Genomic DNA, 22,709 nt, shown 5'->3' with positions numbered 1-22,709 from the left:
ACCGGAGGCCAATAACGGACGCTGCGTCACTTGCCACTTTAGAAAGGTCTCCTATGAAACTTGAAGGAAAAATCGCGGTAGTAACGGGCGCTTCCAAAGGCATCGGTGCTGGGATAGCCAAAGCACTGGGCGCAGCTGGCGCCACCGTCATCGTCAATTACTCCTCCAGCAAAGACGACGCGGAATCGGTGGTTGCACATATTCAAGCACAAGGTGCGAATGCGGTTGCCATACAAGCGGACATGAGCAGCGGCGCTGACGTGACGCGCCTATTTGCAACCGTTGCCGCTGACTTCGGCAAGCTGGATATTCTGGTGAACAACGCGGGTGTTGCCGTGTTTCAAATGATTGAAGACTTAACCGAAGAGGCCTTTCATAAGCAGTTCAACCTCAATGTGCTCGGCTATCTGCTGGCGGCGCGCGAGGCTGTAAAACTGCTGGGCACATCCGGCAGCATCATCAATATCAGCTCAATCCTCAGCACCGACCCCTACCTTGCTTCGAGCGTTTACTCGGCTACCAAAGGCGCAATCGATACGTTGACCTTCGCGTTGGCCAGAGAGCTGGGGCCACGGGGTATTCGGGTTAACTCCATCCTTCCAGGCCATACCAACACACCTGCCACAGACGGCAATTTCGCCGGTGAATTTGGCGAGCAACTTATCGCCGGTACGCCGTTGCGTCGCTTTGGCGAGCCTGAGGACATTGCGCCGCTTGCCGTGTTCTTAGCGTCCGAAGATGCCCACTGGGTGACAGGTGAATCCATCCGGGCATCCGGTGGTGTGCGCGGCGTGGGCTACTGACGTCTGCCGAATAACCCACGGGCGTTCGGCAACGTGCGCCTGTATGCCTTCAGGTTTCGACAATGACGGACAGTTTAAAAGCCGCATCTGCTTTGGCGTTATCAACCACTCCAAGCACCCAATCCCCACCGGCCTCCTGGAGTGCAGTTGTTGCCATCGGCGTAGGCGCGTTCACGCTGGTGACAGCAGAATTTTTACCTGTGGGGCTGTTGCCGCAAATTGCCCAGGACCTTGCGATCAGTGAGGGGCAGGCCGGCCTTATGGTCACGGCACCCGGCATCGTGGCCGCCGGTGCGGCGCTGCTAACCATCAGCGTGGGCAAGCGTATTCAGCGTCAGCACGCCTTGTTGATGTTGCTCAGTCTGTTGGTCATTTCCAATGCACTGGTCGCCTGCGCCAATAGCCTTGGCGTTCTTCTCATGGCTCGGATGCTTCTCGGCGTCGCGGTGGGCGGTTTCTGGACCATTGGGGTTTCACTGGGCCCCAGACTAAGGCCCGACGCCATTGGCCGGGCAACGTCCGTCATCTTTTCCGGGGTGACATTGGGCACCGTAGTCGGCGTACCAGCAGGGACATTCCTTGGCGGGCTACTAGGATGGCGATTAGCGTTTGCAGCCTTCGCAGCGCTGGTTGTGCTGGTGGTGGTGGCATTAGTGGTGCTACTGCCGCGTATTCCACCTGAAAAATCCCTGGGCTTCGCTCAAGTACCGGTGGTGATGAGGATGAACATCGTTCGGGCAGGGCTCGTGGCGGTTGTGCTCATTTTTATCGGGCAGTTCGCCGCCTACACCTATATCGCACCGTTTTTAACGCAAATTAGCGGTATCGAGTCGTGCCGCCTGGGTGCGTTGCTACTCGCCTATGGCGTGGCGGGAGTTTTCGGCAACCTTTTTTGCGGTTGGTTTGTCGAGCGCAATGTACGCAGAGCGGTGCTGGCCACATCAATATTCTTAGGTGGTGCCATGTTGGCGCTGGTTATCTGTGGCGCGAGTTCAGGGTGGGCGGCAGCAGGGGTCGTTGTCTGGGGCGTTGGTTTTGGCATGCTGCCTATCGCCATCCAGAGTTGGATATTCAAGGCCGCGCCCGATCAACTTGAGGTTGTAGCAGCGCTATTCGTTGCTGCCGGGCAGTTGGCGATGGGGCTCGGCGCACTGATCGGCGGTGTAGTGGTTGATCACTTCGGCGTTCAAATGGCGATGGGGGTGGGAGTGGCGGGTACGTTGGGCGCCACATTGTGGATTGTCGCGAGCTTCCCCAGGTAGTCCCTTAGGGCAGCACGTGTGGGTGGGCAGCGAAATGGTCCACCAGCCAATCGACAAATGCGCGCACGCGAACGCTCAGGTGTCGGTTGGGCATGAACACCACCGAAAGCGGGTTGGGCTCGGCCTGCCAATCTTGCAACACCGGCACAAAGCTGCCGGCGTCGATATACGGCTGCGCCATAAACCGTAACGTATGGATCACCCCTAATCCTGCAAGGCCTGCGGCGAGATAGGCGTTGCTGTCGTTGACGGCCACCACGTAATGGCCTTGCACGGCGACGTGTTCATCGCCCTTGACGAACTCGAGGTTGTTCTGCTTTCCGGAGCCCGGGAAAAAGTAACGTACGAGCGCATGGCCATCTTCCAGTTCACCTGGGTGGCTGGGCACACCGTGCTTAGCCAAGTAAGCCGGCGTTGCGCAGGTAACAAACGGTAGGCTTCCCAGGCGTCGCGCAATCAGCGAGGAGTCTTGCAGGACGCCGCCGCGAATCACGCAGTCAATGTTTTCGCTGGCCAGGTCTGCTGTGCGATCACTCGCGCCAATATCAATCTGCACCTGCGGAAAGCGGGCGTGAAAGTCAGGCAGCGCCGGTATCACCAGTAGGGTGGCGATGGTGGTGCCCATATCGATTCTGACCTTGCCTTTCGGGGCCGACTGGGTGAGCGCAATTTCCGCCTCCACCTCCAGCCAGCGATCAAGCACCCGACTCATCTGTTCGTAATAGACGCCGCCCTCATTGGTCAGCGTGACCCGCCGCGTGGTGCGGTTAAGCAGCTTTACCCGCAGGTGTGCTTCCAGCGCTTGTACCAGCTTGGTCACGGCATTGGGGTGCAGGTCCATTTGCGTGGCTGCTTTGACGAAGCTGCCGGTTTCGACAATGCGGTTGAACGCTTGTACGGCAAGAAAGTAGTCCACGCGTGCACCTCTTGAGGATCTGGAGAAGTACGTTTATCACCAAAGCAGTGATAGAGCATACCGATTAGACCAGTTTATCCCCGCTTTGGTGGTGGTTAGTGTGGCGGCACGGTTTGTCATTCGCGACTGGCCCCTCACTACACAGGAAGAAAATCATGAGCAAGTCCCTGGCAGGTAAAGTTGCATTGGTTACCGGTGGCTCACGTGGCATTGGTGCCGCTATAGCCAAACGTTTGGCCGCCGAAGGTGCTGATGTGGCGTTCAGCTACGCCACATCAGCGGAGCATGCCCGTACGGTGGCGCACCACATCGAATCACTGGGTGTGCAGGCGTTGGCCCTAGCTGCCGATCAGGCGGACGCTAATGCTGTCGCTGCGATGGTCAACCAGGTACACGCCCACTTCGGTCGCCTGGACATTCTGGTGAACAGCGCCGGGGTGTTTGTCACCGGCGTAATCGGCGATCCGCTGGCCGATATTGCCGAGCTGGAGCGCCAGCACGCCATCAATGTGGGTGGCGTTGTCGCGGCTGTTCGTGCGGCGGTGCCGCTGTTGGCTGACGGTGGACGAATTGTTTCCATCGGCACCATGTTTGCCAGCCGTGCGCCTTTCCCAGGTATCGCTGACTACGCTGCGAGCAAGGCAGCGGTCGCTGCTTATAGCCGTGGTTGGGCGCGCGATTTAGGCGGGCGTCATATCACCGTCAATACCGTGCAGCCGGGCCCGATCAACACCCAGATGAACCCAGAAACAAGTGATGTGGCTGCCATGGTTAAACAGATGACGGCATTGGGTCGCTACGGCCAGCCAGAAGAAGTGGCGGGCGCCGTGGCGTTCCTGGTGGGGCCTGACGCCGGATATATCACCGGCGCCACCTTGAACGTAGATGGTGGTCAGAACAGCTAAACGGGTTAAGCCCGTGTGTCCGCCAAAATTCGCGCGGCATCCCGCGCTGGCGGCAAGCCAAAAACACGGGCGTAGTCGCGGCTGAACTGGGTGGGGCTTTCATAGCCCACTTCATAGGCCGCCGTGGTGACGCTTTTGGCGCTGGACACCAACAGCGTGCGGGCCTGGAGCAGCCGAACGCGTTTCTGATACTGCAATGGGCTCAAGTTGGTCACTGCTTTGAAATGGCGGTGGAAGGCCGACACACTCATCGCTGCTTTCTCAGCCAAGTCGTCGACACGAATGGGCTCGGCGAAGTAGCGACGAATCCACTGGATGGCCAGGCTTACTCGGGCCATGGCGGTGTCCGGGGCTGCGATTTCACGCAGCATCCAGCCTTGAGGCCCCTGCAAGACGCGGTAGAGTATTTCCCGCTCATACGCCGGCGCCAGAGCGATGATGTCTTGCGGGCGCTCCATCAGTCGTAACATACGCACCCACGCGTCCATCAGTTCGGGCGTGACAGCGGCTACGGAAAAGCCGTTTTCCTGTGCAACCCGCTCGGCAGGTTTGGGCAGATCCGCCAACAGCGTGGCGAGAATCGTCGGGGCCAACGTCAGGCTCACGGCCAGGTACGGCTCGCCCGTGGCGGCGGGGTGCACCTTGCCCACGGCCGGCAACTCGATGGACATTACAAAGTAGGTCGCCGGGTCGTAGCGCAAGGTGCGGTCGCCAACAGTCATCGACTTACTGCCCTGCAAAATCAGGTTGATCATCGGGTCGTACACAGCGGCCAACAGATGTTCCGGTACCTCGCCTTGCACCATGGCGACACGGGGAATGCCGGTTTCGGTACGCCGGTTCTCGGCATGGGCGGCCAGCGCCCGGAGTTCGTTCAGTTGATTATTCATGCTGAGCATCTGACGCCAGAGCGGGTAGGCCGCGCAAGCAAAAAGCAGAAACAGGCAGGTTTTAAGTAGGAATGGCTGCGTGGCTGCGCACGGTGATAGCTACTGTGGCATCTCATCTAATCCACACCGGAGCACACCATGAGCGTCATTCTGATCACCGGGGGCAGCCGTGGCATCGGCGCCAGTACAGCCACCCTCTGCGCCGAACGAGGTATGGGCGTAGTCCTGACCTATAACAACAACCCGAAAGCGGCGCAGGCAGTGGTCGAGCAGATTCAGGCAGGTGGTGGCAAAGCCGTTGCGCTGAAGCTGGATGTGGCCGACGTGAGCAGCTTTGGCGCTTTTGCTGAGACAGTTCATCAGGTCTTGCAGCAGGTATGGGATGTGGCGCACCTCGACGGTGTCGTCAATAACGCCGGCTACGGGCTGTTCAATCCAATCGCGACGGTCAGCGAAGCGCAATTCGACGGGTTGTTTAACGTCCACCTCAAGGGTCCGTTTTTTCTGACCCAGACACTGCTGCCGTTGCTGGCCGATGGTGCCAGCATCGTCAACCTCACTAGCGCCACGACCCGTGTGGCCACGGCGGGCGTTGCGCCGTACGCCGCGTTCAAAGGCGGGCTGGAAGTGCTGACCCGTTACATGGCCAAGGAGTTTAGCGAGCGCCGCATTCGCGCCAACGCAGTCTCGCCAGGAGCCATTCGTACCGAGTTGGGTGGCGGCCTGAACGATGAGTTCGAAGCGTTGCTCGCCAGGCAAACCGCGTTGGGCCGGGTAGGCGAGCCAGAAGATGTGGGCCGTGTGATCGCCACGTTGCTGTCTGCGGAGAGTGCCTGGATCAATGCCCAGACCATTGAGGTTGCAGGCGGTTACATGATCTAGGCCCCTCCACACACACCCTTTAAGCGAGGAAAACACCATGCTCGACCATGTCTTTATTTCTGTCGCAGACCTGGAGCGCTCCATCGCGTTCTACAGCGCCGCGCTGCCACCGTTAGGCATCACCAGCCGCCTTGACTACGACGGCAAGGATGGCCCGCCCGGTCATCCCGACCTCAAGGGGTTTGGGGCAAACGGGCGCGTATTTTTCTGGCTGCGCGAAGGCGTTGTTGAAGGGCGCGCGGCGCATATCGGCTTTGTCGCCAATAGCCGCGCGCAGGTAGATGCCGCCTACGCCGCCGCTATTCAGGCCGGCGGCACAGACAACGGTCCGCCTGGCGCCCGTTTGCACTACGACCCCGAGTACTACGCCGCCAATGTGCTGGACCCGGACGGCTATAGCCTCGAATTCGTCTACAAAAAATGGCAGCACAGCGCATGAAAAAACTAATGATATACGGCGCTGCGGGTTACACCGGCGCCATGGTTGCAGAACAAGCCAAGGCCGATGGGCTGAACGTTGAAATTGCCGGTCGCGATGCCGCCAAGCTGCGAAAACTGGCCGAGCGCCTGGGCGTGTCCTACCGGGTGTTTTCGCTCGATGAGCCGCTGTCCAGGGTCTTGGAAGGAGTGGATGTACTCCTGAACTGCGCGGGACCGTTTGCACTCACCGCGCAACCCTTGATGCACGCCTGCATTGAGGCCAGCGTCAGCTACCTGGACATCACCGCCGAAATCAACGTTTACCGATTGGCTGAGCGGCTTAGCGTGCAGGCTGCCAAAGCGGGGGTGATGCTGCTGCCCGGTGTTGGCTGGGACGTGGTGCCAACCGACTGCCTGGCCATGCACGTAGCGGAGCGTGTGCGTAGCCCTCAATCACTGCGTGTTGCACTTCAGGTGGCGGGGTCCATGTCGAGAGGTTCGGCGATCAGCGCCAGCGAAATCATCGGCGCAGGCTTGATGGCGCGGATCGATGGGCGATTGGTTGCCACCCCCGACGCCCAGCCACAGTTGTTCGACTTTGGTAACGGCCCGGTTCTCTGCGCACCGCTGTCTTTTGGTGACCTGATTACCGCATGGCATTCGACGGCTATCCCCAATATCGCAATGTACGTTCACGTCACCGGTGATGCATTTCCGACAGGTGATCTGGCACAACTCCCTGATGGCCCGAGCGCCGAGCAGCGGCTGGCGCAACCCGCTCACGCGGTCGCTGAAGTGACCGGCGCTGACGGAACCGTGGCGAGCTCGGTGATCGGGACGGTGAACGGTTATTCCTATACGCCTCTGGCCGCAGTAGAGGCAGCGCGCAGGGTATTGGGCGGTGAAGTCAGGCAGGGCTTTGCAACGCCGGCACAGGTGTTTGGCGTCGGCTTTGCTCAAAGCATTCCTGGTACGTGGGTGACTGATCGATAGATGGGCCGCTGATCATTCCACGCGAATAGCGCTCAATCCTGCGGGCCTGCTAGTTCATGGCTGATGAACCTCCCTGCGGTCTGCGCCACGTCGATCAGTCGTTTGCGCGACATGCCATTGCACGCGGCGGCTGAAAGCCCGCGCAACGTAACCGTAATGTAATCCGCGAGGGTTTGCGCGTTACCCGGCTGCACGTTGTCCAGGTAAGCCCGTATGACCTTAAGGCCGCCGTTAGCCAGGGTTTCAGCCATCGTACGGGCCACTTCGTCATCGGCACGCAGGCCCTCGGTAATCATGCAGCCTCGCAATGTGGTGTCTTTTCCATATTGCTTTGCAGCGGCGACCAACAGCGCGCAAAGCGCCTCGCCGGGCGGGTGCTCCGGCGCGAGGATCTTGTCCAGCGGGAGGGCGTTTTCGCTGGCATAGAGTTGCATCGCCCGCTCAAACAACTCGGCTTTGCTGCCGTATGCCGCGTAGAAGCTTGGCGGCTTGATATCCATAGCGTCGACCAGGTCGGTAAGGCTCACCGCGTCGAAACCGTGTTCATGGAACATGGCCTGAGCGATGGCGACTCCCGCTTCTCTGTCGAAGGCCGGGCGACGTTGGCGAGTTTTCTCGTTCATGGTGACCTCGTGGATAAGCGCCCAGTGTAGCGATCACTAAATTCAACATCAATTGTCCGGTGCGGATCGCTCAATTTATGTAGCGATTACTAAATGTGTTGCGTGGTTGATCGTGCGTATGTAGTGTTCGCTACATAAATTCAATCTTCCAAATCGCCTGTAGAGGACATCGCAATGCAATTTCAAGACAAAGTCGTTCTGGTCACCGGTGGGTCGTCGGGCCTCGGGCTCGCTATTGCCCAGGAGCTGGTGGAGCAGGGGGCTCATGTAGTCATCACCGGTCGCCGGGAGGCGCAGCTCAATGATGCCGTGGCCATCCTGGGTGATCGTGCCACCGCAATCGTGGCGGATGTTTCAATCGCGGCAGATTTGGCAATGTTGTTCGGCAAGATCAAGTCGCGCCACGGCCGCATTGACGTACTCGTGGCAAACGCCGGTATGGGCGAAGTAGAGCCTTTGGGCAGCATCACAGAAGCGTATTTCGACCGGGTGTTCAACACCAATGTGAAAGGCGTGACCTTCACCGTTCAGGGGGCGCTCGCCCTTATGGGAAAAGGCAGCAGCATCGTCATTATTGGCTCAACGGCCTCTATCGATCCAGGCCCAGGCCTGAGCGTCTATGGCGCGACCAAGGCTGCACTGCGCGCGCTGGTAAGAAGCTGGGTGCTCGACATTCGCGGCAGTGGGGTGCGGATCAATATGGTCAGTCCGGGCCCCGTCGACACCGATTCGTTGCGCAAGATGCTGGCCGAGCAGGCCGATGAAGTCATCAAGGCATTGAGTGAAAAAAGCACCATAGGCCGAATCGGCCAGGCCCACGAAATCGGTAAGGCCGTGGCCTTTCTGGCCAGTGATGCCGCGAGCTACATCAATGGCGTGGAGCTATTCGCCGACGGCGGCGCCTCTCAGGTGTGACCCCATCGCTGTCACTCCGGCTCGCCCTTAATCCCTGGAGAAAAACATGAGTGATACCTCACAACTGCTTGCACGTCTCGCCGCCGAGAGCGCCATCCACCGCCTTCACGCTACCTATATTCATCGTCTGGACAGTGGCGATTTTACCGGTGTGGCAGACGTGCTTCAGCATGCAGTGCTTCATGTTCTTGGCACCGAAGCGTCCACTCGGGAGGGTTTGCTGGCGTTCTTCGACGCCGGCCTGCAAGTGCATGAAGACGGCACGCCACGCACCTGGCACTCGATCACCAACGTGCTGATTGATGTCGCGCCGTCGGGCGACAAGGCGAGTTCGGCCAGCTATTACACCGTGCATCAACAGCTTGATGGGTTTCCCTTGCAGCCTATCTGCACCGGCAAGTACCTCGACGAATTTGAATTGCACGATGGCGAATGGCGATTCAGTCGTCGCGAGGTGACTTTGCGCTTCGCCGGTGACCTTCAGCACCACGTGCAAGGCGCCCAGCGCCATCTAGTTGCTTAGAGCGCCTGATGGGAAAAGCACGCCCGCGCCGTTCCTGAATGGTGGGGGGCGGCTTGGCTTCTCGCTCATTTCGCATGAATGCCTGTCTCGCCAAGGCGTTTTTACTCCCGAGGAATTCGAATTTGAATAACAAACGACAGGCGCTGATCACCGGTGCCAACAAAGGCATTGGGCTCGCGATTGCCAAAGGTCTTGCCGAGGCTGGTTTTTTTGTCTGGATCGGCGCACGCGACGTTGCACGTGGCGAGCACGCCGTCGCTGAGCTGCGTAAAGCAGGGCTCGACGCCGGCTTTCTTGAATTGGATGTTGCAGACGACGCCAGCGTGCAAGACGCTGCCACGACTCTGGCTGCGCACATTGAGGCGCTTGATGTGCTGGTCAACAATGCGGGCATTGCAGTCGACATGACGCGGGCGCCCAGCCAGGTGCGCATGCGGGACATGAAGGCTGTTTATGAGGTCAACCTGTTTGGCCCAGTGCGCGTCACCCAAGCGTTTTTGCCATTGCTCAAGGCCGCCGATCAGGCACGGGTTGTCATGATGGGCAGCGGCGTCGGCTCGCTCACATTGATCACCGACCCCACCTCGCTCTATTCGACCGTCAACCTGCTTGACTACACCTCGTCGAAAGTCGCGCTCAACGCGGTCACCGTCTCTTTCGCCAAGGAGCTGGCGCCGTTGGGCATCAAGGTGAATGCGGTCGAGCCTGGTCATGTAAGGACCGACCTTAATGGCAACTCGGGTCTGCTAACCCCTGAAGAGGGTGCGGCTATCGCGATCAAGATGGCATTGCTCGAATCCGACGGTCCTACTGGTGGCTTCTTTGGAAGCCATGGTCGGCAACCGTGGTAGTTCCTGACTACTTAATCTGATGATCCGCAGGAGACCTGAGCGCAGTGAGGGTAGCGCTGCTTCCAGTCGCGTTGTCAGGATGACAGAGGCAAGTGCTATTGGCCGACACCGCAACTTCGCGACTGTCAGCAATTGGCCGGAAGCGGACATCTGTGAGCGGCCAATAGTGGACATCGGCAAACTCTAAACCCAACACCAGATAGAGGGTTCACTCAAACAATTCGAAGTCCGGCAGTTTGAAGCTCTTGTCGTTCAGCGCCTCGGTGCCGCCATAAAAGCGCATGGCCGGCAACGGCCGCTTGCCCGCGGTTGGAATCCAGTTGCTTTCCAGTCCGCTTGGCGCTTTAGAGCCGATGTAAATGGTGACGCTACCGTCGGCATTTTTCTTCATTGCGTCGAGGTCGTACGAGGACAGGGTGGTGCGATTGGTTTCGCTGTAAATGAACGACATGGTGTCGCGGTTATATACAGTCAACGCCCAGAATTGCTTCACCGGCATTTGGGCAGGGACGTCGAGTTTGTAAGTCTTCCCAGTCTCGAGCGGTTTGCCGTTTTTATCCGCCATCGCCATCAAGTACTGAGTGGCCGGCGAGTCGCTCAACTCCTTCGGCATATAGGTGCACCAGAAGTACTCCGCCGCGCGTCCGATCAGATCAATATTGTCTTCGTATTCGAACGAGAAACGCTTGTTTTCATCGGTCATCAGCAGCGACGCGTAGTGCCGATCTGGCCAGTAGAATTTGTCTTTTGGCAGATTATCGAACCAGTGCTGGAGGTAGAACCAGGCATCAATGGCCGCTTGGCGCATGGCTTTTTTGGTCACTGCGTCCGGGGCAAACGGCTTGCCTTTCTCGATGCCCAGCGATCGCAGCATCCCGATCATCACTTTGTCCTGCGGGCGTGCAGGCTCGACGCTCATGACCGCATGCATGTCCGCGAAATGACGTTCGTCATAGAAAGGCAGCGTCGGATAAACCTTGTCGATCGGGTCGATAAAGCGTTGCTGTGGCGGATTGCTCGCATCGGCCAGGTAATACATGCGCAGCTTCTTTGCATATTGATAGGCGTCAGCAGCGGTTTTGCCTGGTGCGCGCACGGAGCGAAAGGCGAGGGCGATGCGGTAGTTCGGTGATGGGACGTGGATGTAGCCCGCCGGCACCTCACCAGTAAACCCCGGCGGAGTGAACAGCAACTTGCCGCCCTTGCCCTTGTCCAGACCCGAGGGGCCAACGTCGGCGATGGTCAACTGCCAGGCATCAACGACTTGACCATAGACGCTACCTTCTTCGCTGGCGGCGGGTAATTCCAGAACCACCGGGCCTTTTTGCAGGTCGGTGAATGCTGTGATGTAAGGCGTGCTGCTGTTGGCGGTGATGGCTTCCAGCTTCGGTGTCGCCGGCGCCGAGTAGGCAATGATGTCGTTGTCCTTGACCCCCAGATTGTCAAACGCGGCGCGTCTGAAACTGTAGATGGCGATCGCCGGCATATTCCACAGCACGGCTTCAAACGCGCGCTGGTATTTGATCTGGTAGTCGAAATCCACAATAGAACTGCGCGAACCGGGAGGCGGTTGTCCACCCTGCGTCTCCATGTTGGTCTGGGCGAGGGTCGCGTGCGGGTTGGCCAGCATCGCCAAGGCCAGCAGGCTGACGTTAAGCATTCCGTTGTTGCGCATCGATTGATCCCCGCGATTGATCCCTGAAATTCCAACAAGCGCTCAACACTATAGACAACCGCTGAACCGCCAGCGTTGGCACGCCTGTTTGACGCCAAGCGACTCTGTGCCTAGGGTTCTTGCAGACATTCAGCCGTCAGGCCAGTGCTTGAACCGGGATTGCCCGGCGCACTTCCTCGTGAAAGGACGCTCGTTATGAATTCATCTCGCAAGTTGTTGTTTTGTGTTTTGCCCCTCTGTGCCGCGCTGGGTAGCGCAATGTCCGCACAAGCCAGTACTCCGGATTTATTACTGTCTACTCCGGCGACACCCGATGCAGTAGAGAAGGGGATGCAGGCCGATGGTTACAGCCTGGCGATCTCGGCCTACAACTGGGGTTATGCGCTGGTACGTATGGAAAGAGTGGCTCGTGAATACATAACCGTACCTTCGCCCAAACCCGACACCAGTTATCGCGCCGGTCTGAACCAGATTGGCTGGGCCACTGCGCTGGCTTCACCGTCCGCCAAGGACATGCCGACCGCCAACAATGACACCTACTACATGAGTGCGGTGCTGGATCTGACCGAACCGTATGTATTGAGCGTGCCGGATACCCATGATCGCTATTACGTGGTCGACGTGTTCAACATGTGGCAAGAACTTGAGCATTATGTCGGGCGCCGCACCACGGGCACCCAGGCTGGTAAGTTCGTGTTAGTGCCGCCGGGGTGGAAAGGTGAATTGCCCAAAGATGCCAAACGTCTGGACGTCACCACACAAAAAATCTGGCTGTGGGGCCGCATTCAAGTCAAACAGGGTGAAGATGTCGCGCCGATTCTGGCGCTGCAAAAACAGTTCAGTGTCGCGCCACTGAGTGGCAAGTCGCACAAGGACGAGACCTTGCCGGCTCTGCCGCAAACGGACGATCCGCTGGGCTTCTTCACGGAGTTGGCTGCGGTGCTCAAGGACAATCCGGTCAAACCTGCTGACGCCGCCCTGTTTGCCCAATTCGCCCGTATCGGCCTGACCGAGAAAGGTTTCTCACCGGATAAACTCAATCCGGCTACGCGTAAAGGGCTTGAGGAAGGTTTGAAAGATGCGCCCTACGTAGCGATTGCGTCGCTGGCCAGCACGTCAGAAGTGCGCAATGGTTGGAACTGGGTGACGGGGCTGGATAGCTTTGGCTACAACTATCCGCTGCGCGCCATGGTGGCGGGGCCGTATCTTGGCGGCCAGGGTGAGCATGAAGCGATGTACCCGATCCGCTTCACCGACAGCAAGAACCAACCGCTCACCGGCGACAATCAATACGAGGTCAAACTGGCGTCGGCACCGCCGGTCAATGCCTTCTGGTCACTGACCATGTACGACGCCAGCGACAAAATGCTGGTTGATAACGAGATCAATCGCTACAAGGTCGGCACCGATACCCAGGGTCTGAAAGTTGCGGCGGACGGTTCGATCACAATTCCGATTTCGCACAAAAAACCTCAAGGCGAAAATGCCGCCAACTGGCTGCCGGCCCCGCAGGGCGGCTTCTATGTACTGCTGCGTTTGTACCAGCCGAAAGAAGAAGTATTGTCCGGCAAGTGGCAGTTGCCGCAGTTGAACAAAGTCAATTGAAGGGGTGAGAGCGACGCCTCAAGCCCGATCCCGCAGAGCTTGCAGGAGCTGTTCGACAACGCGTGCTTCGACGGCGCCTTCACTGGCGCCCGTCTCAAATGCAGCGCAACACGCGGACGTGCCGCCGTCGCAAACCCGGTAAACCGCCATGACGCTGCCGGGCCCGCAGCCGGTGTGCCCGCTAAGGGAATATCCGCCATCTATCGATCCCTGCATCAGACCAAGGCCATAACCCGGCGTGATCCATGGGCGCCCGGCAATCGGGCCGCCCAATGTACGTACGGTCTGCATTGCCTGAAGCAAGTCCGAGGACAGCAACGCTCCGTCGAGAAGTCGATCGAGAAACAGCGCTGCTTGAGAAACCGGTCCAATCAGCAAGCCGTGATAGACCCAGGCAGGATCATAATTTGAAGTGCTGCCAGAATGGGTCGACTGGACGTCGGCTGGCGTTTTAGCAAAGCGCACATCAGAGAGGCCCAAAGGCGTCAGTGCGCGTTGAATCACTGCCTCTTCAAGCGTCAAATCCGTTAGCCGTTCAATTAACCGGCCAATGAGCAAGTAGCCCACGTTCGAGTAACGCCAATTGGTGCCTGGGTTATATCGAACGCGAGCACCGTCAAGGCGTCGCATCATTTCCTCGGGCGACCATGCCGGTTCACCGTTCGCAACGGCGACGTGATACTCCGCCAGTTCACCGTAATCAGCCAGACCGGCTTCATGTCGCAAGAGCTGACGCAAGGTGAAAGGCTGATCAGGAATGGGATCGTCCAATCCGATCAGCCTGTCTTGTACCAATGACAGGGCGGTCGCCGCTAAAACGGTTTTAGTGAAACTCCACCAAGGGACGACCAGTTCCAATGGGGCAGGGGGTTGTGGCTGACCATTTGCTATGAGCGAACTGAGCATTGGCGTCTCTGGGGTGTCAGGAAGTTGGTGAAGCGGCATTCACGGCTGGGTCTCAAGAATCAGTACCAGGGGATCTTGCTCTCGTTGTTCACGGTGAAATCCGGCGCGCTCATAACATGGATAACTTCTGTCACTTGGCCAGACGATCAACAACTTAAATGGTTCTGCCGGTGGCTTGCTCGTAGTAGGAAAGGAAATGCTGCCACTGCGACTCATCCCAGAAAGAATGCCGTCTGAGTTGAGGAATATCGTGACGCGCTGCGCCCATGGCCGTGGCGCGACCGCGAGATTTTTCCAGGTCGAGCAGCGCCAGTTCGAAGTCGAAGTCTGCGTCGGTAATCGATGCCTTGATAAAGATGTGCTTGGAACGCATGCAACCGTGCTGCCATTTGCCCGAGTGCATCCGTGCCAGCATTTGCGCTAAACGTTCAAAAAGTCGCTGATGCTGCTCTGTCGTCAACATGCTTGCTGACCCTTGGCTATACCAGGTATCCAGATCGATGAAGCCGCCCAGGTCTTCGGTAACTAGAACACCTTGCCACGTGCCTTGGACTTTTCTCGCACCGTAAAACACCGGTCTTGGTGCGTTCACGCCCAGTTTCTCGAGTCTGGAAAGGGCAATACCTTCACGCAGTGCGGTGGGCCGGCCAGTGGGGTAGCGGAGGCTGCGAAACAGGTGTCCGGTCTGACGCTTCACGAAGAACGTCCTGTTATCGTGAACGATCAGTTGGACGCCGCTGGTGCCGCTCCGGCGCACATTCGGTGGTTCCACCCATGACCCGGACGTACCCCACCAAAATTCAAACTCATCGCGTGCCCGGCCCATTGTGTGCTCCATTTATTGTAGAAATCTGTTTGCTTGCGACGGTTGCATTATGGTCGCAATAGCACCTCAGTCTATTGGTGGACGTCAATAGTTCCCCGTCATTCGCAGATGTTAGTGCTTGGTTTTGGCTTTTACGCAACTACGTGGCGAATATGGGCAATGGGAGGGATACTCACAAGTATCAAGACATCACGGAAGGAATTGCTTGAATGGAGTGCCTGATTCGAATCGCAATGAATGCGGACGCTGCCGCCATCAGCCAGATCATCATTGGCACCCTTCGCGAGTCCAATGCTCAGGACTATTCAGCCGAAATCATCAACCAAGTGGAGCTGAGCTTTTCTCCACAAGCAATCCTCTGTTTGATGACGCAGCGTCAGGTGTTCGTTGCCCTACTCGGAAATCGTATTGTTGCAACGGCCAGTCTTGATCACGACGTTGTTCGAAGTGTGTATGTCGAGCCGGCTTATCAAGGGAAGGGCATCGGGAGACAGTTGATGAAAAGCATTCAATCAAGCGCCATTGCTGAAGGGCGCAACTTGCTGCATGTGCCTTCTTCGATTACGGCTGAGGGCTTTTATGCTTCGCTTGGCTTTATAAAAATCCGAGACGCATTTCACGAGTCCGAGCGCACGATCATCATGTCGAAGACATTGGATGTGTAGCGTTACTGTATGAACTCAAATGACGATCGGTATCACGGCTAAAAAGGTATGAAGTGGCGACGGCAAGTCGCCACTGAACGGGTTACTCAGTCCGTAACTTCAACCCTGTCCAACGCCCGATTCACCGCCAATTCTCCAAGCATCACCACCTGCGCAATGCCCAACAACGTCCTGCGAATCTGGCCGTCTACCAACCCCGCAACATCACCCAGCATGATGGAAGCCGAGGCCAGTGATTCGGATGCGTTAACCAGTAATGACTCGGTGTCCGTTTCCGGATTCACCAAAAACATCGTACTCGCCTGATACGGCGCAGCCATGATCGCCGCAGTCGGGTTGAGGTAATGATCGAGCGCACGCTCAGCTGCGTCGTGAAGCTTTCTTGAATCGAGCGATTCGTAAGGTGTGACCGAATCGGTTTCCGGTGGGTTTGGTGTTGGTTTGAACATTGATGAAACTCCACGTGTGGTTAGAGGAGCCATCACTCTCGCTACCAAACGAGGGGTGGCGGCCATACGAAGGTTGGTAGACCGGCCCACATGGAAAAAACCGGCGCGCCCGAAGACGCCCTGCGCATGGCCACCATCAAGCAAATGCGAGAAAGCATCTGCGTTAGGTGACGCGATACGCCATGTGGAGTAGCAGGCTACCAAACCCGATCACTGTGTTCAGTGACCGACCCACGATAGAACCCGCGCTCCAAGCGCACAAGCCGGCGGATTCTGGCGTAGTCGTAGGCAAAGGCGCAAGGTGTTGTAGCCTTTCGGGCGTAACGCCAAGTGTCCTTAAACACAACACGAAAAACGTTAAACACTCACGCCCCTCACGCCGTTTTTCTACGCCATCGACCGCACGATTTAGCCGATCTAAACCATCCCGCTTTAGAAATCATCCATTGATAGGCGAACCGACAACCCGTGAGACAGGCACGGCAGAAAACACGCTGCCGTCCGCCGACAGCAAAAGCTGGCTCACCGCGCCGATGGTCACGTGCCACTCAAGCGCGGCCGCCGCCAGACTGCCTGGCCGAGCAACGCTCTCGAACACTTTGAAATTGTATAAGGGGACAGACTTCATTTAGCCCCCCTTGAATTGATCACTGATCAGCTCCGCCAATATCCGCACCGGCTCGGTAAAGCTGCTGCGAGAACGATGTACCAGCCCGATATCGCGGTGGAAAGTATGTGGGCCGAGGTCTATTGCGCGAACGCCGGGGGGCCATTGTGGATCGGGTGTTGTTTGCGGCACCAGCGCAACCCCTACGCCATTCTCCACAAGTTTGATGATCGCCTCCTGCTCATCCAGTTCGCAAACTTCGTGCAGGTTGAAATGCAGCTGTCGCAGAAAGCGGTCGACCTGTCTGCCGCCGAAGGATGATCGGTCGTAGCGAATGAAGGGCTGGCTGCAAAGCAGTTCCGACCAGTCTTCTCCCGGCACGTCGCGCGGCACGATCAGACGATAGGGTTCCAGCGCCAGCGTCGTCCAGCGCAGATCGCTTTGGAGAGAGAAGGGCGGGCGAATGATGGCGGCCATGTCGATCTCGCCGGCATCGACGAGGTTCACCAATTCCATCGACAACCCCGGAATGACACGCGTGCGGCACTGCGGGCATTGTTGATGAAATTTCGCCAGCGCATCGGGCAAACAGGAGCGCTGGACTGACGCGATCGCGCCGATGTTGACCAGTACGCTGGGCGGTTGTCCAACCGTCGTCGATCCCAGATTTTCGTAGAGCCTGAGCAGCTCTTGCGCCTGCAGAAGAATCTGCTGGCCCATTTTGTTGAGGTGGGCCGAGCGTCCTTTTCGGTCGAATATTTCGAAACCGAGCTCAGCCTCCAGGCGTTGGATTTGCGCGCTGACGGCCGCCTGGGTGAGGCCGATCTTGTTGCCAGCGGCAGCGAAGGTGCCTTCGCGCGCCACAGCGATGAGAGTCTTGAGTTCTTTGATCATTCACAAATATTAATTGTGTTTCTAAGAAATATATATTGATTTTTCTGTTAGGTATTCCGCCCTACGATGTTTCCCATCCCGGGCAACGGCTGAACCCAAAGCGCCAATGTCGTTGGGACTGTTCGCCAACCAACAACAAATATTTGGAGTTCTGATGAGCCTCTCGCCTTTCCACCTTGCAATCCCTGTTTACGACCTGGCTTCAGCGCGAACCTTTTACGGTGAGGTCTTTGGTCTTGAAGAAGGACGCTCCAGCACTCAGTGGGTCGACTTCAACTTTTACGGTCACCAACTGGTGATTCATGAACACCCGAAAACGGCCTCGCAAGAAAGCGTTCACAGCAACCCGGTCGATGGCCACGACGTTCCTGTTCCGCACTTCGGCATCATCCTGGAGTGGGAGCAGTGGGAAGCGTTGGCCGAGCGTCTGAAGTCGTTTGGTACTGAGTTTGTGATAGAGCCGTACATTCGCTTCAAAGGTCAGGTGGGCGAACAAGCCACGATGTTCCTGTTTGATCCTTGCGGCAATGCCCTTGAGTTCAAGGCTTTCAAGGATATGAGCCAGCTCTTCGCGAAATAAGAACACGCATGGCACAACCCCGTTGTGCCATTTGATCTCAAGTGAGCTGGAAGCTCATGACTCTAGCAACTGCGAATAGACGCAGACCTTTCATTCCAACAAGAAGGCTAGACATGAAACGTATTCCCTTGGTGTGGCAAATCGTTGCCGGGCTGTTGCTTGGCGTGCTTGTCGGTTGGTACTTCAATACCCATCCGCATTATCAATCATGGGTCAGTGCGGAGATTCTCAAACCGCTCGGCGACATCTTCATCAAGATGATGAAAATGGTGGTTGTGCCGATTGTGTTCTGCTGCATGATTTTGGGCATCGCAGGCGGGGGAGACAGCAAGTCATTTGGTCGTATGGGGATCAAGTCGCTGGGCTACTTCTTCGCAATCACCGCACTGGCTATTGTCATAGGATTGTGTTTCGCCAACCTCTTCGAGCCTGGAACGGGCACCGATATTTCAGGGGTTTCTCATAGTTCGGCAGCGATAACCCTGGAGCCTTCCAAAGGCGCACTGGTGATATTGCAGAACATCGTTCCAGACAACGTCATCGTTGCGATGTCGGAGGCGAAGTTGCTGTCGGTGCTGTTCTTTGCGGTGCTGCTGGGCTTGGCATTGAACGCTTTACCCAAGGAGAAAAGCGCACCTTTCATCGCCGTTGTGCAGAGCATTTCCGATGCGATGTTCAAAGTGGTCTCGATTGTTATGGCTTACGCGCCAATCGGGGTGTTTGGCATGATCGGCGCGACCGTGGCGACGTTTGGTTTCGCCTCACTGTTGCCGTTACTCAAGTTGATTGGTGTGGTGTATCTGGCGCTGATTGTTTTCGCTTTGGTGGTACTCGGTGGGATTTGCTACTTGATTGGCGAGAACATTTTCAAGTTGATCCGTTACTTCCGTAACGAGCTGATTCTGGCATTTTCCAGTGCCGCCTCAGCCGCCGTCATGCCGCAGTTGATGACCAAACTTGAGAGCTACGGTGTACCGCGTCGGATCGTCAGTTTCGTGGTGCCGGTGGGGTATGCGTTCAATCTCGATGGCGCATCGATTTTTCTCGGGGTGGCGACGATTTTTGTGGCGCAGCTTTATGGCATCGACCTGTCGTTGTCTCAACAGATTTTGTTGGTGGTGACGATGGTATTGACCTCAAAAGGAGCTGCGGGGGTGCCTGGCTTTGCCATCATCATCCTGTCGGCCACATTGGCGTCCGCCGGGTTACCACTAGAGGGTGTCGCATTGATCGCCGGCATCTTCAGGATTATCGACAGTGGCACCACCACGTTGAACGTACTGGGCAACGCGATTGCACCGCTGGTGATTGCCAAATGGGAGCGGGTGGAGCTCGAGCCTTCGCAGGCTCACTCGAGAGCAAGGGCGTAGTCGTTCGTCAGGTGATGAAATTTGTTACTAGACGACCGGTCTAGTTTTGATTAGGCTTTTCCCACTATGAAAAAACCTAATCAAGACATGCGACAACACATCATCGATGTGGCGAAGTCACTGATGACCCACAAGGGCTACACCGCTGTCGGTCTTCTCGAAGTGCTGAAGACGGCGGGTGTTCCAAAAGGGTCGTTCTATCACTACTTCCGCTCCAAGGAGGAATTCGGCCAGGCGCTACTGGAAGAATATTTTCAGGAGTATATCGGCCGCGTAGACATCGTAATGGCAGCGCAAGGCAATGGCGCAGAGCGGCTCCTGGGCTATCTACGTTATTGGGCGAAGACGCAGGCTTTCGATCATCCCGAGGAGAAATGCCTGGTGGTGAAGCTCGGCGCCGAAGTGTGCGACCTGTCGCAAGACATGCGCAGCGTGTTGGAGGAGGGCACTGCGCTGATCATCCAGAGGATCACGCGGTGTGTTGAGCAAGGCAAGGCCGATGGCTCCATCACGACGACCCAGGATGCCGAAGCACTGGCTGAGTCGCTTTATCAGTTGTGGCTGGGGGCATCGTTGTTGGTGAAAGTCCGCAACACGACCGCTGCTTTTGAAACAGCACTGATCACGAGTGCACGCCTGCTGGCATAGGGGCGTTTTTTTTTACTTATTAACTAGACGACCGGTCTAATTGTTTGGAGATTTATGACTGATTACGCTTTTGATACCGACCTCTTTTCGCCTGTACACATGGGCGCGTTGCAACTGGCTAACCGAATTGTCATGGCGCCGGTGACACGCAGCCGTATGGCCGAGGACGGTGTACCGAATGAAATGCATGCGACGTATTACGCCCAGCGCGCCAGTGCCGGCCTGATAATCGCCGAGGCAACAAATATCTCTGCGCAAGGGCGTGGCTATGCGATGACGCCAGGGATCTGGTCGGAAGACCAGGTTGCTGGCTGGAAAAAAGTCACCGACGCCGTGCATGCGGCCGGCGGCAAAATCGTCAGCCAGCTGTGGCATGTCGGGCGTTTTTCCAGTGTCGAGTTACAGCCCAATGGCGAGGCGCCCGTAGCACCTTCCGCCATCAAGGCTGAAGGCAGCACTTACACCGAAAAAGGTTTTGTCGAAGTATCGATGCCTCGCGCCCTCGAGACTTCGGAAATTCCCGGCATCATCGAACAGTACAAACTGGCCGCCGAGAATGCCAAGCGCGCAGGTTTCGATGGTGTGGAAGTGCATTCCGCCAACAGCTATCTGCTCGATCAGTTCCTGCGCGATTCCACCAATCAGCGCACTGACCAGTACGGCGGTTCCATTGAGAACCGGGCTCGACTGACGCTGGAAGTGACCGAGGCCGTGGTGTCGATCTGGGGCAGCGAGCGGGTCGGGATTCGCCTTTCGCCGGTGACACCGGATGCCGGCAACACACCGCCCGACAGCAATGTCATGGCGACCTACGGGTATCTGATCCAGCAACTCAATCGTTTCAATCTGGCTTACCTGCATTTTGTCGAAGGCGCCACGGCCACGTCGCGCACGGTGCCTGAAGGTGTGGACCTGGACGCATTGAGTGCGCAGTTCACAGGGGCATTCATCGGCAATAACAACTACGACCTGGCGATGGCACTTGAGCGTCGGGCGCAGGGCCGGATTGACGCGGTGGCGTTTGGTCGCCTGTTCATTTCCAACCCTGACCTCGTGGAGCGTCTGCGTCGCGGTATCGAGCTGACTATCGCGCCACGAGAGAGTTACTACGGTGGCGGCGCCAAAGGCTACATCGATTGGCCGACTGCCAGCGCTTGATCAGCCACTTCCTGCGCCGAGCAAAGCGCAGGGATCGCACCGTATTCATAGCACAGAGGCACTGAACATGAATTATCTGCAAAACAAAGTCGCCATCGTCACGGGCGCATCCTCCGGTATCGGCGCAGCCACCACCCGTGCACTGGCCGCAGAGGGGGTACGTGTAGTGGCCGCCGCACTGGATCAAAAGGGCCTTGAATCCTTCGTTGCTGAACTGCGGGAAGCGGGCAATGAGGTGGTCGCGTTCACCACTGACGTGACCCAAGCGGAGCAAACCCAGGCACTCGCCGACTTTGCCCGGGATACCTACGGCAGCGTCGACATTCTGGTGAACAACGCCGGGCTGATGCTTTTCTCCAATTGGGTCGATCTGGCCGTACAGGATTGGGAAAAGATGATCGACGTCAATATCAAAGGCTATCTCAACGCCATTGCGGCGGTGCTGCCGTTGATGCTGGAGCAGAAGTCCGGGCAGATCCTCAACATGGACTCCGTCGCCGGTCACCAGGTCGGGCCGGCGGCAGGCGTTTACAGCGCCACCAAATTCTTCGTCCAGGCCATGACCGAGTCGATGCGCAAGGAACTCGGCGTGCAGCACGGTATTCGCGTCAACACGGTCAGTCCCGGCGTGATCAACACAGGCTGGGCGGACAAAGTCAGTGACCCCGAAGGGCGCAAGGCAGCACAGGCACTGAACCGTATCGCCATTGCTCCTGACGATATCGCCCGAGCAGTCATCTACGCGCTCAATCAACCAGAAAACGTCACCGTCAACGACTTGATTATCTCGCCGACCCGCCAGGATTGGTGACAACCGCGACCCCGTCCTTTTCCACCCAGTCAATCGCTTTATCCCGAGAGCGCTGCTTGTCGCTCGCCATCATCGAGAGGAAACAACCATGTCCAAGAACATCAAAGCCGTACCGACCGCCGAGTACAACGCTGTCATCGCCACCGCCAATCAGTACGTTGAAGGTCTGCGGATCGGCAGTGCAGAAGGCGTTGCCCAAGCATTTCATAAAGACGCCGTGATGTACGGCTTCACGAATGGCGAACTACTCGGTGGCCCGATCAACAACCTGTTTGATTTCGTCGAGAAGAACGGTGGCGCCCCTCAAATCACCACGCGGCTCGACGTGCTGGCCATCACTCCGACCACCGCCGTGGTGCGTGTTGATATGGAAAACGATGCGATCGGCGCCGACTATAACGACTACCTGACCCTGATCAAAATGGACGGCGTCTGGAAGGTTATCGCCAAGGTTTATCACCAATTCGACGTGTAAACCTCGATCGATCCCGGCATGCGTAATGCCGGGATCAACGTCATTGATTTAAAGGAT

26 protein-coding genes are annotated in these 22,709 nt (G+C 57.3%); 17 read left to right on the top strand and 9 right to left on the bottom strand.

The genetic code is table 11. The features are described from left to right. Positions 1-53 precede the first annotated feature (53 nt). On the top strand, positions 54-803 hold the full coding sequence (locus ACIP1X_RS02065; RefSeq protein WP_400748830.1) for a glucose 1-dehydrogenase: 750 nt from the start codon (positions 54-56) through the stop codon (positions 801-803). Positions 804-865: 62 nt separating this feature from the next. Continuing rightward, the gene (locus ACIP1X_RS02060) at positions 866-2,065 is read left to right on the top strand and encodes an MFS transporter (protein ID WP_400748827.1); all 1,200 of its coding nucleotides are present in this window, start codon (positions 866-868) and stop codon (positions 2,063-2,065) included. A gap of 4 nt (positions 2,066-2,069) precedes the next feature. Here the strand turns inward: ACIP1X_RS02060 and ACIP1X_RS02055 are convergent, their stop codons facing one another. Beyond that, positions 2,070-2,981, bottom strand: coding sequence for a LysR substrate-binding domain-containing protein (locus tag ACIP1X_RS02055; RefSeq protein ID WP_400748824.1), 912 nt, complete (start codon positions 2,979-2,981; stop codon positions 2,070-2,072). 155 nt (positions 2,982-3,136) lie between these two features. Between ACIP1X_RS02055 and ACIP1X_RS02050 the strand changes: the two genes are divergently transcribed. Continuing rightward, positions 3,137-3,886 carry an SDR family oxidoreductase gene (locus ACIP1X_RS02050; protein WP_400748821.1) on the top strand — a complete coding sequence of 250 codons (750 nt, stop codon included), beginning with the start codon at positions 3,137-3,139 and terminating at the stop codon, positions 3,884-3,886. Positions 3,887-3,891: 5 nt separating this feature from the next. Here ACIP1X_RS02050 and ACIP1X_RS02045 read toward each other — a convergent pair whose 3' ends face one another. Continuing rightward, the gene (locus ACIP1X_RS02045; protein WP_400748819.1) at positions 3,892-4,776 is read right to left on the bottom strand and encodes an AraC family transcriptional regulator N-terminal domain-containing protein; all 885 of its coding nucleotides are present in this window, start codon (positions 4,774-4,776) and stop codon (positions 3,892-3,894) included. Positions 4,777-4,914: 138 nt separating this feature from the next. Here ACIP1X_RS02045 and ACIP1X_RS02040 point away from each other — a divergent pair, with 138 nt between their 5' ends. The 3 genes from ACIP1X_RS02040 to ACIP1X_RS02030 are packed head-to-tail and all read left to right on the top strand — an operon-like array spanning position 4,915 to position 7,071. Further along, a complete protein-coding gene (locus ACIP1X_RS02040; protein WP_400748816.1) occupies positions 4,915-5,658 on the top strand; it encodes an SDR family NAD(P)-dependent oxidoreductase in 744 nt (247 codons plus the stop codon). Between the two features lie 37 nt (positions 5,659-5,695). Next, complete coding sequence (locus ACIP1X_RS02035) at positions 5,696-6,097, top strand: VOC family protein (protein WP_400748813.1); 402 nt, start codon at positions 5,696-5,698, stop codon at positions 6,095-6,097. Continuing rightward, positions 6,094-7,071 (top strand): saccharopine dehydrogenase family protein, encoded by a 978-nt coding sequence (locus ACIP1X_RS02030; protein WP_400748810.1) that lies wholly within the window; start codon positions 6,094-6,096, stop codon positions 7,069-7,071. Before ACIP1X_RS02035 ends, ACIP1X_RS02030 begins: the two co-directional genes overlap by 4 nt. Positions 7,072-7,103: 32 nt before the next feature. On the opposite strand, the gene ACIP1X_RS02025 is transcribed toward ACIP1X_RS02030, so the two are convergent. After that, positions 7,104-7,694, bottom strand: a complete 591-nt coding sequence (locus ACIP1X_RS02025; protein ID WP_400748808.1) for a TetR/AcrR family transcriptional regulator — start codon at positions 7,692-7,694, stop codon at positions 7,104-7,106. Positions 7,695-7,868: 174 nt separating this feature from the next. Between ACIP1X_RS02025 and ACIP1X_RS02020 the strand changes: the two genes are divergently transcribed. The 3 genes from ACIP1X_RS02020 (at position 7,869) to ACIP1X_RS02010 (ending at position 9,983) form a co-directional block, all read left to right on the top strand. Next, complete coding sequence (locus ACIP1X_RS02020) at positions 7,869-8,609, top strand: SDR family NAD(P)-dependent oxidoreductase (protein WP_400748805.1); 741 nt, start codon at positions 7,869-7,871, stop codon at positions 8,607-8,609. A 46-nt stretch (positions 8,610-8,655) separates the two neighbouring features. Then, positions 8,656-9,132, top strand: coding sequence for a nuclear transport factor 2 family protein (locus ACIP1X_RS02015; protein ID WP_400748803.1), 477 nt, complete (start codon positions 8,656-8,658; stop codon positions 9,130-9,132). 122 nt (positions 9,133-9,254) lie between these two features. Beyond that, a complete protein-coding gene (locus ACIP1X_RS02010) occupies positions 9,255-9,983 on the top strand; it encodes an SDR family oxidoreductase (protein WP_400748801.1) in 729 nt (242 codons plus the stop codon). Between the two features lie 208 nt (positions 9,984-10,191). Here ACIP1X_RS02010 and ACIP1X_RS02005 read toward each other — a convergent pair whose 3' ends face one another. Further along, entirely contained in the window at positions 10,192-11,658 is a 1,467-nt protein-coding gene (locus ACIP1X_RS02005) for a DUF1254 domain-containing protein (RefSeq protein WP_400748798.1), read from the bottom strand. Positions 11,659-11,916: 258 nt separating this feature from the next. Here ACIP1X_RS02005 and ACIP1X_RS02000 point away from each other — a divergent pair, with 258 nt between their 5' ends. Next, positions 11,917-13,263 (top strand): DUF1254 domain-containing protein, encoded by a 1,347-nt coding sequence (locus ACIP1X_RS02000; RefSeq protein WP_400748797.1) that lies wholly within the window; start codon positions 11,917-11,919, stop codon positions 13,261-13,263. Between the two features lie 18 nt (positions 13,264-13,281). On the opposite strand, the gene ACIP1X_RS01995 is transcribed toward ACIP1X_RS02000, so the two are convergent. Together ACIP1X_RS01995 and ACIP1X_RS01990 are read right to left on the bottom strand one after the other, a co-directional pair. Then, a complete protein-coding gene (locus ACIP1X_RS01995) occupies positions 13,282-14,169 on the bottom strand; it encodes a serine hydrolase domain-containing protein (RefSeq protein ID WP_400748794.1) in 888 nt (295 codons plus the stop codon). A 154-nt stretch (positions 14,170-14,323) separates the two neighbouring features. Then, positions 14,324-14,995 carry a lipopolysaccharide kinase InaA family protein gene (locus tag ACIP1X_RS01990; RefSeq protein WP_400748791.1) on the bottom strand — a complete coding sequence of 224 codons (672 nt, stop codon included), beginning with the start codon at positions 14,993-14,995 and terminating at the stop codon, positions 14,324-14,326. 209 nt (positions 14,996-15,204) lie between these two features. Between ACIP1X_RS01990 and ACIP1X_RS01985 the strand changes: the two genes are divergently transcribed. After that, positions 15,205-15,660, top strand: a complete 456-nt coding sequence (locus ACIP1X_RS01985) for a GNAT family N-acetyltransferase (protein WP_400748788.1) — start codon at positions 15,205-15,207, stop codon at positions 15,658-15,660. Positions 15,661-15,746: 86 nt separating this feature from the next. Here the strand turns inward: ACIP1X_RS01985 and ACIP1X_RS01980 are convergent, their stop codons facing one another. From ACIP1X_RS01980 to ACIP1X_RS01970, 3 genes are all read right to left on the bottom strand, one after another. After that, a complete protein-coding gene (locus ACIP1X_RS01980; RefSeq protein ID WP_400748786.1) occupies positions 15,747-16,109 on the bottom strand; it encodes a DUF6124 family protein in 363 nt (120 codons plus the stop codon). A 439-nt stretch (positions 16,110-16,548) separates the two neighbouring features. After that, positions 16,549-16,737, bottom strand: coding sequence for a hypothetical protein (locus tag ACIP1X_RS01975; protein WP_400748783.1), 189 nt, complete (start codon positions 16,735-16,737; stop codon positions 16,549-16,551). Then, on the bottom strand, positions 16,738-17,610 hold the full coding sequence (locus tag ACIP1X_RS01970; protein WP_400748781.1) for a LysR substrate-binding domain-containing protein: 873 nt from the start codon (positions 17,608-17,610) through the stop codon (positions 16,738-16,740). Positions 17,611-17,764: 154 nt separating this feature from the next. Between ACIP1X_RS01970 and ACIP1X_RS01965 the strand changes: the two genes are divergently transcribed. The 6 genes from ACIP1X_RS01965 (at position 17,765) to ACIP1X_RS01940 (ending at position 22,652) form a co-directional block, all read left to right on the top strand. After that, a complete protein-coding gene (locus ACIP1X_RS01965; protein ID WP_400748780.1) occupies positions 17,765-18,190 on the top strand; it encodes a VOC family protein in 426 nt (141 codons plus the stop codon). A gap of 113 nt (positions 18,191-18,303) precedes the next feature. Then, positions 18,304-19,560, top strand: coding sequence for a cation:dicarboxylate symporter family transporter (locus ACIP1X_RS01960; protein ID WP_400748777.1), 1,257 nt, complete (start codon positions 18,304-18,306; stop codon positions 19,558-19,560). 66 nt (positions 19,561-19,626) lie between these two features. Next, positions 19,627-20,208, top strand: a complete 582-nt coding sequence (locus ACIP1X_RS01955; RefSeq protein WP_053119618.1) for a TetR/AcrR family transcriptional regulator — start codon at positions 19,627-19,629, stop codon at positions 20,206-20,208. 54 nt (positions 20,209-20,262) lie between these two features. Further along, positions 20,263-21,366: an alkene reductase gene (locus tag ACIP1X_RS01950; protein WP_400748774.1), complete on the top strand. Its 1,104-nt coding sequence runs from the start codon at positions 20,263-20,265 to the stop codon at positions 21,364-21,366. Between the two features lie 67 nt (positions 21,367-21,433). Further along, on the top strand, positions 21,434-22,177 hold the full coding sequence (locus ACIP1X_RS01945) for an SDR family oxidoreductase (RefSeq protein ID WP_053119623.1): 744 nt from the start codon (positions 21,434-21,436) through the stop codon (positions 22,175-22,177). A gap of 88 nt (positions 22,178-22,265) precedes the next feature. Next, positions 22,266-22,652 carry a nuclear transport factor 2 family protein gene (locus ACIP1X_RS01940; RefSeq protein WP_400748771.1) on the top strand — a complete coding sequence of 129 codons (387 nt, stop codon included), beginning with the start codon at positions 22,266-22,268 and terminating at the stop codon, positions 22,650-22,652. Positions 22,653-22,709: the final 57 nt, after the last annotated feature.

The organism is Pseudomonas sp. NPDC088885 (genome assembly GCF_044750025.1).
In the GTDB taxonomy this organism is placed as follows: domain Bacteria; phylum Pseudomonadota; class Gammaproteobacteria; order Pseudomonadales; family Pseudomonadaceae; genus Aquipseudomonas; species Aquipseudomonas rustica.
Note: the sequence above shows the minus strand (reverse complement) of the source record. Positions and strands in the feature narration are given on the sequence as shown.

Coding starts and splice junctions, on each gene's coding strand:
- ACIP1X_RS01990 (WP_400748791.1), bottom strand. CDS start 14,995: ATGGGCCGGGCACGCGATGAGTTTGAATTTTGGTGGGGTACGTCCGGG.
- ACIP1X_RS02060 (WP_400748827.1), top strand. CDS start 866: ATGACGGACAGTTTAAAAGCCGCATCTGCTTTGGCGTTATCAACCACT.
- ACIP1X_RS02065 (WP_400748830.1), top strand. CDS start 54: ATGAAACTTGAAGGAAAAATCGCGGTAGTAACGGGCGCTTCCAAAGGC.
- ACIP1X_RS02000 (WP_400748797.1), top strand. CDS start 11,917: ATGTCCGCACAAGCCAGTACTCCGGATTTATTACTGTCTACTCCGGCG.
- ACIP1X_RS02050 (WP_400748821.1), top strand. CDS start 3,137: ATGAGCAAGTCCCTGGCAGGTAAAGTTGCATTGGTTACCGGTGGCTCA.
- ACIP1X_RS01970 (WP_400748781.1), bottom strand. CDS start 17,610: ATGATCAAAGAACTCAAGACTCTCATCGCTGTGGCGCGCGAAGGCACC.
- ACIP1X_RS01975 (WP_400748783.1), bottom strand. CDS start 16,737: ATGAAGTCTGTCCCCTTATACAATTTCAAAGTGTTCGAGAGCGTTGCT.
- ACIP1X_RS01965 (WP_400748780.1), top strand. CDS start 17,765: ATGAGCCTCTCGCCTTTCCACCTTGCAATCCCTGTTTACGACCTGGCT.
- ACIP1X_RS01940 (WP_400748771.1), top strand. CDS start 22,266: ATGTCCAAGAACATCAAAGCCGTACCGACCGCCGAGTACAACGCTGTC.
- ACIP1X_RS02035 (WP_400748813.1), top strand. CDS start 5,696: ATGCTCGACCATGTCTTTATTTCTGTCGCAGACCTGGAGCGCTCCATC.
- ACIP1X_RS02020 (WP_400748805.1), top strand. CDS start 7,869: ATGCAATTTCAAGACAAAGTCGTTCTGGTCACCGGTGGGTCGTCGGGC.
- ACIP1X_RS02005 (WP_400748798.1), bottom strand. CDS start 11,658: ATGCGCAACAACGGAATGCTTAACGTCAGCCTGCTGGCCTTGGCGATG.
- ACIP1X_RS02025 (WP_400748808.1), bottom strand. CDS start 7,694: ATGAACGAGAAAACTCGCCAACGTCGCCCGGCCTTCGACAGAGAAGCG.
- ACIP1X_RS01960 (WP_400748777.1), top strand. CDS start 18,304: ATGAAACGTATTCCCTTGGTGTGGCAAATCGTTGCCGGGCTGTTGCTT.
- ACIP1X_RS02040 (WP_400748816.1), top strand. CDS start 4,915: ATGAGCGTCATTCTGATCACCGGGGGCAGCCGTGGCATCGGCGCCAGT.
- ACIP1X_RS02045 (WP_400748819.1), bottom strand. CDS start 4,776: ATGAATAATCAACTGAACGAACTCCGGGCGCTGGCCGCCCATGCCGAG.
- ACIP1X_RS01980 (WP_400748786.1), bottom strand. CDS start 16,109: ATGTTCAAACCAACACCAAACCCACCGGAAACCGATTCGGTCACACCT.
- ACIP1X_RS01950 (WP_400748774.1), top strand. CDS start 20,263: ATGACTGATTACGCTTTTGATACCGACCTCTTTTCGCCTGTACACATG.
- ACIP1X_RS01945 (WP_053119623.1), top strand. CDS start 21,434: ATGAATTATCTGCAAAACAAAGTCGCCATCGTCACGGGCGCATCCTCC.
- ACIP1X_RS01985 (WP_400748788.1), top strand. CDS start 15,205: ATGGAGTGCCTGATTCGAATCGCAATGAATGCGGACGCTGCCGCCATC.
- ACIP1X_RS01955 (WP_053119618.1), top strand. CDS start 19,627: ATGAAAAAACCTAATCAAGACATGCGACAACACATCATCGATGTGGCG.
- ACIP1X_RS02030 (WP_400748810.1), top strand. CDS start 6,094: ATGAAAAAACTAATGATATACGGCGCTGCGGGTTACACCGGCGCCATG.
- ACIP1X_RS01995 (WP_400748794.1), bottom strand. CDS start 14,169: ATGCTCAGTTCGCTCATAGCAAATGGTCAGCCACAACCCCCTGCCCCA.
- ACIP1X_RS02015 (WP_400748803.1), top strand. CDS start 8,656: ATGAGTGATACCTCACAACTGCTTGCACGTCTCGCCGCCGAGAGCGCC.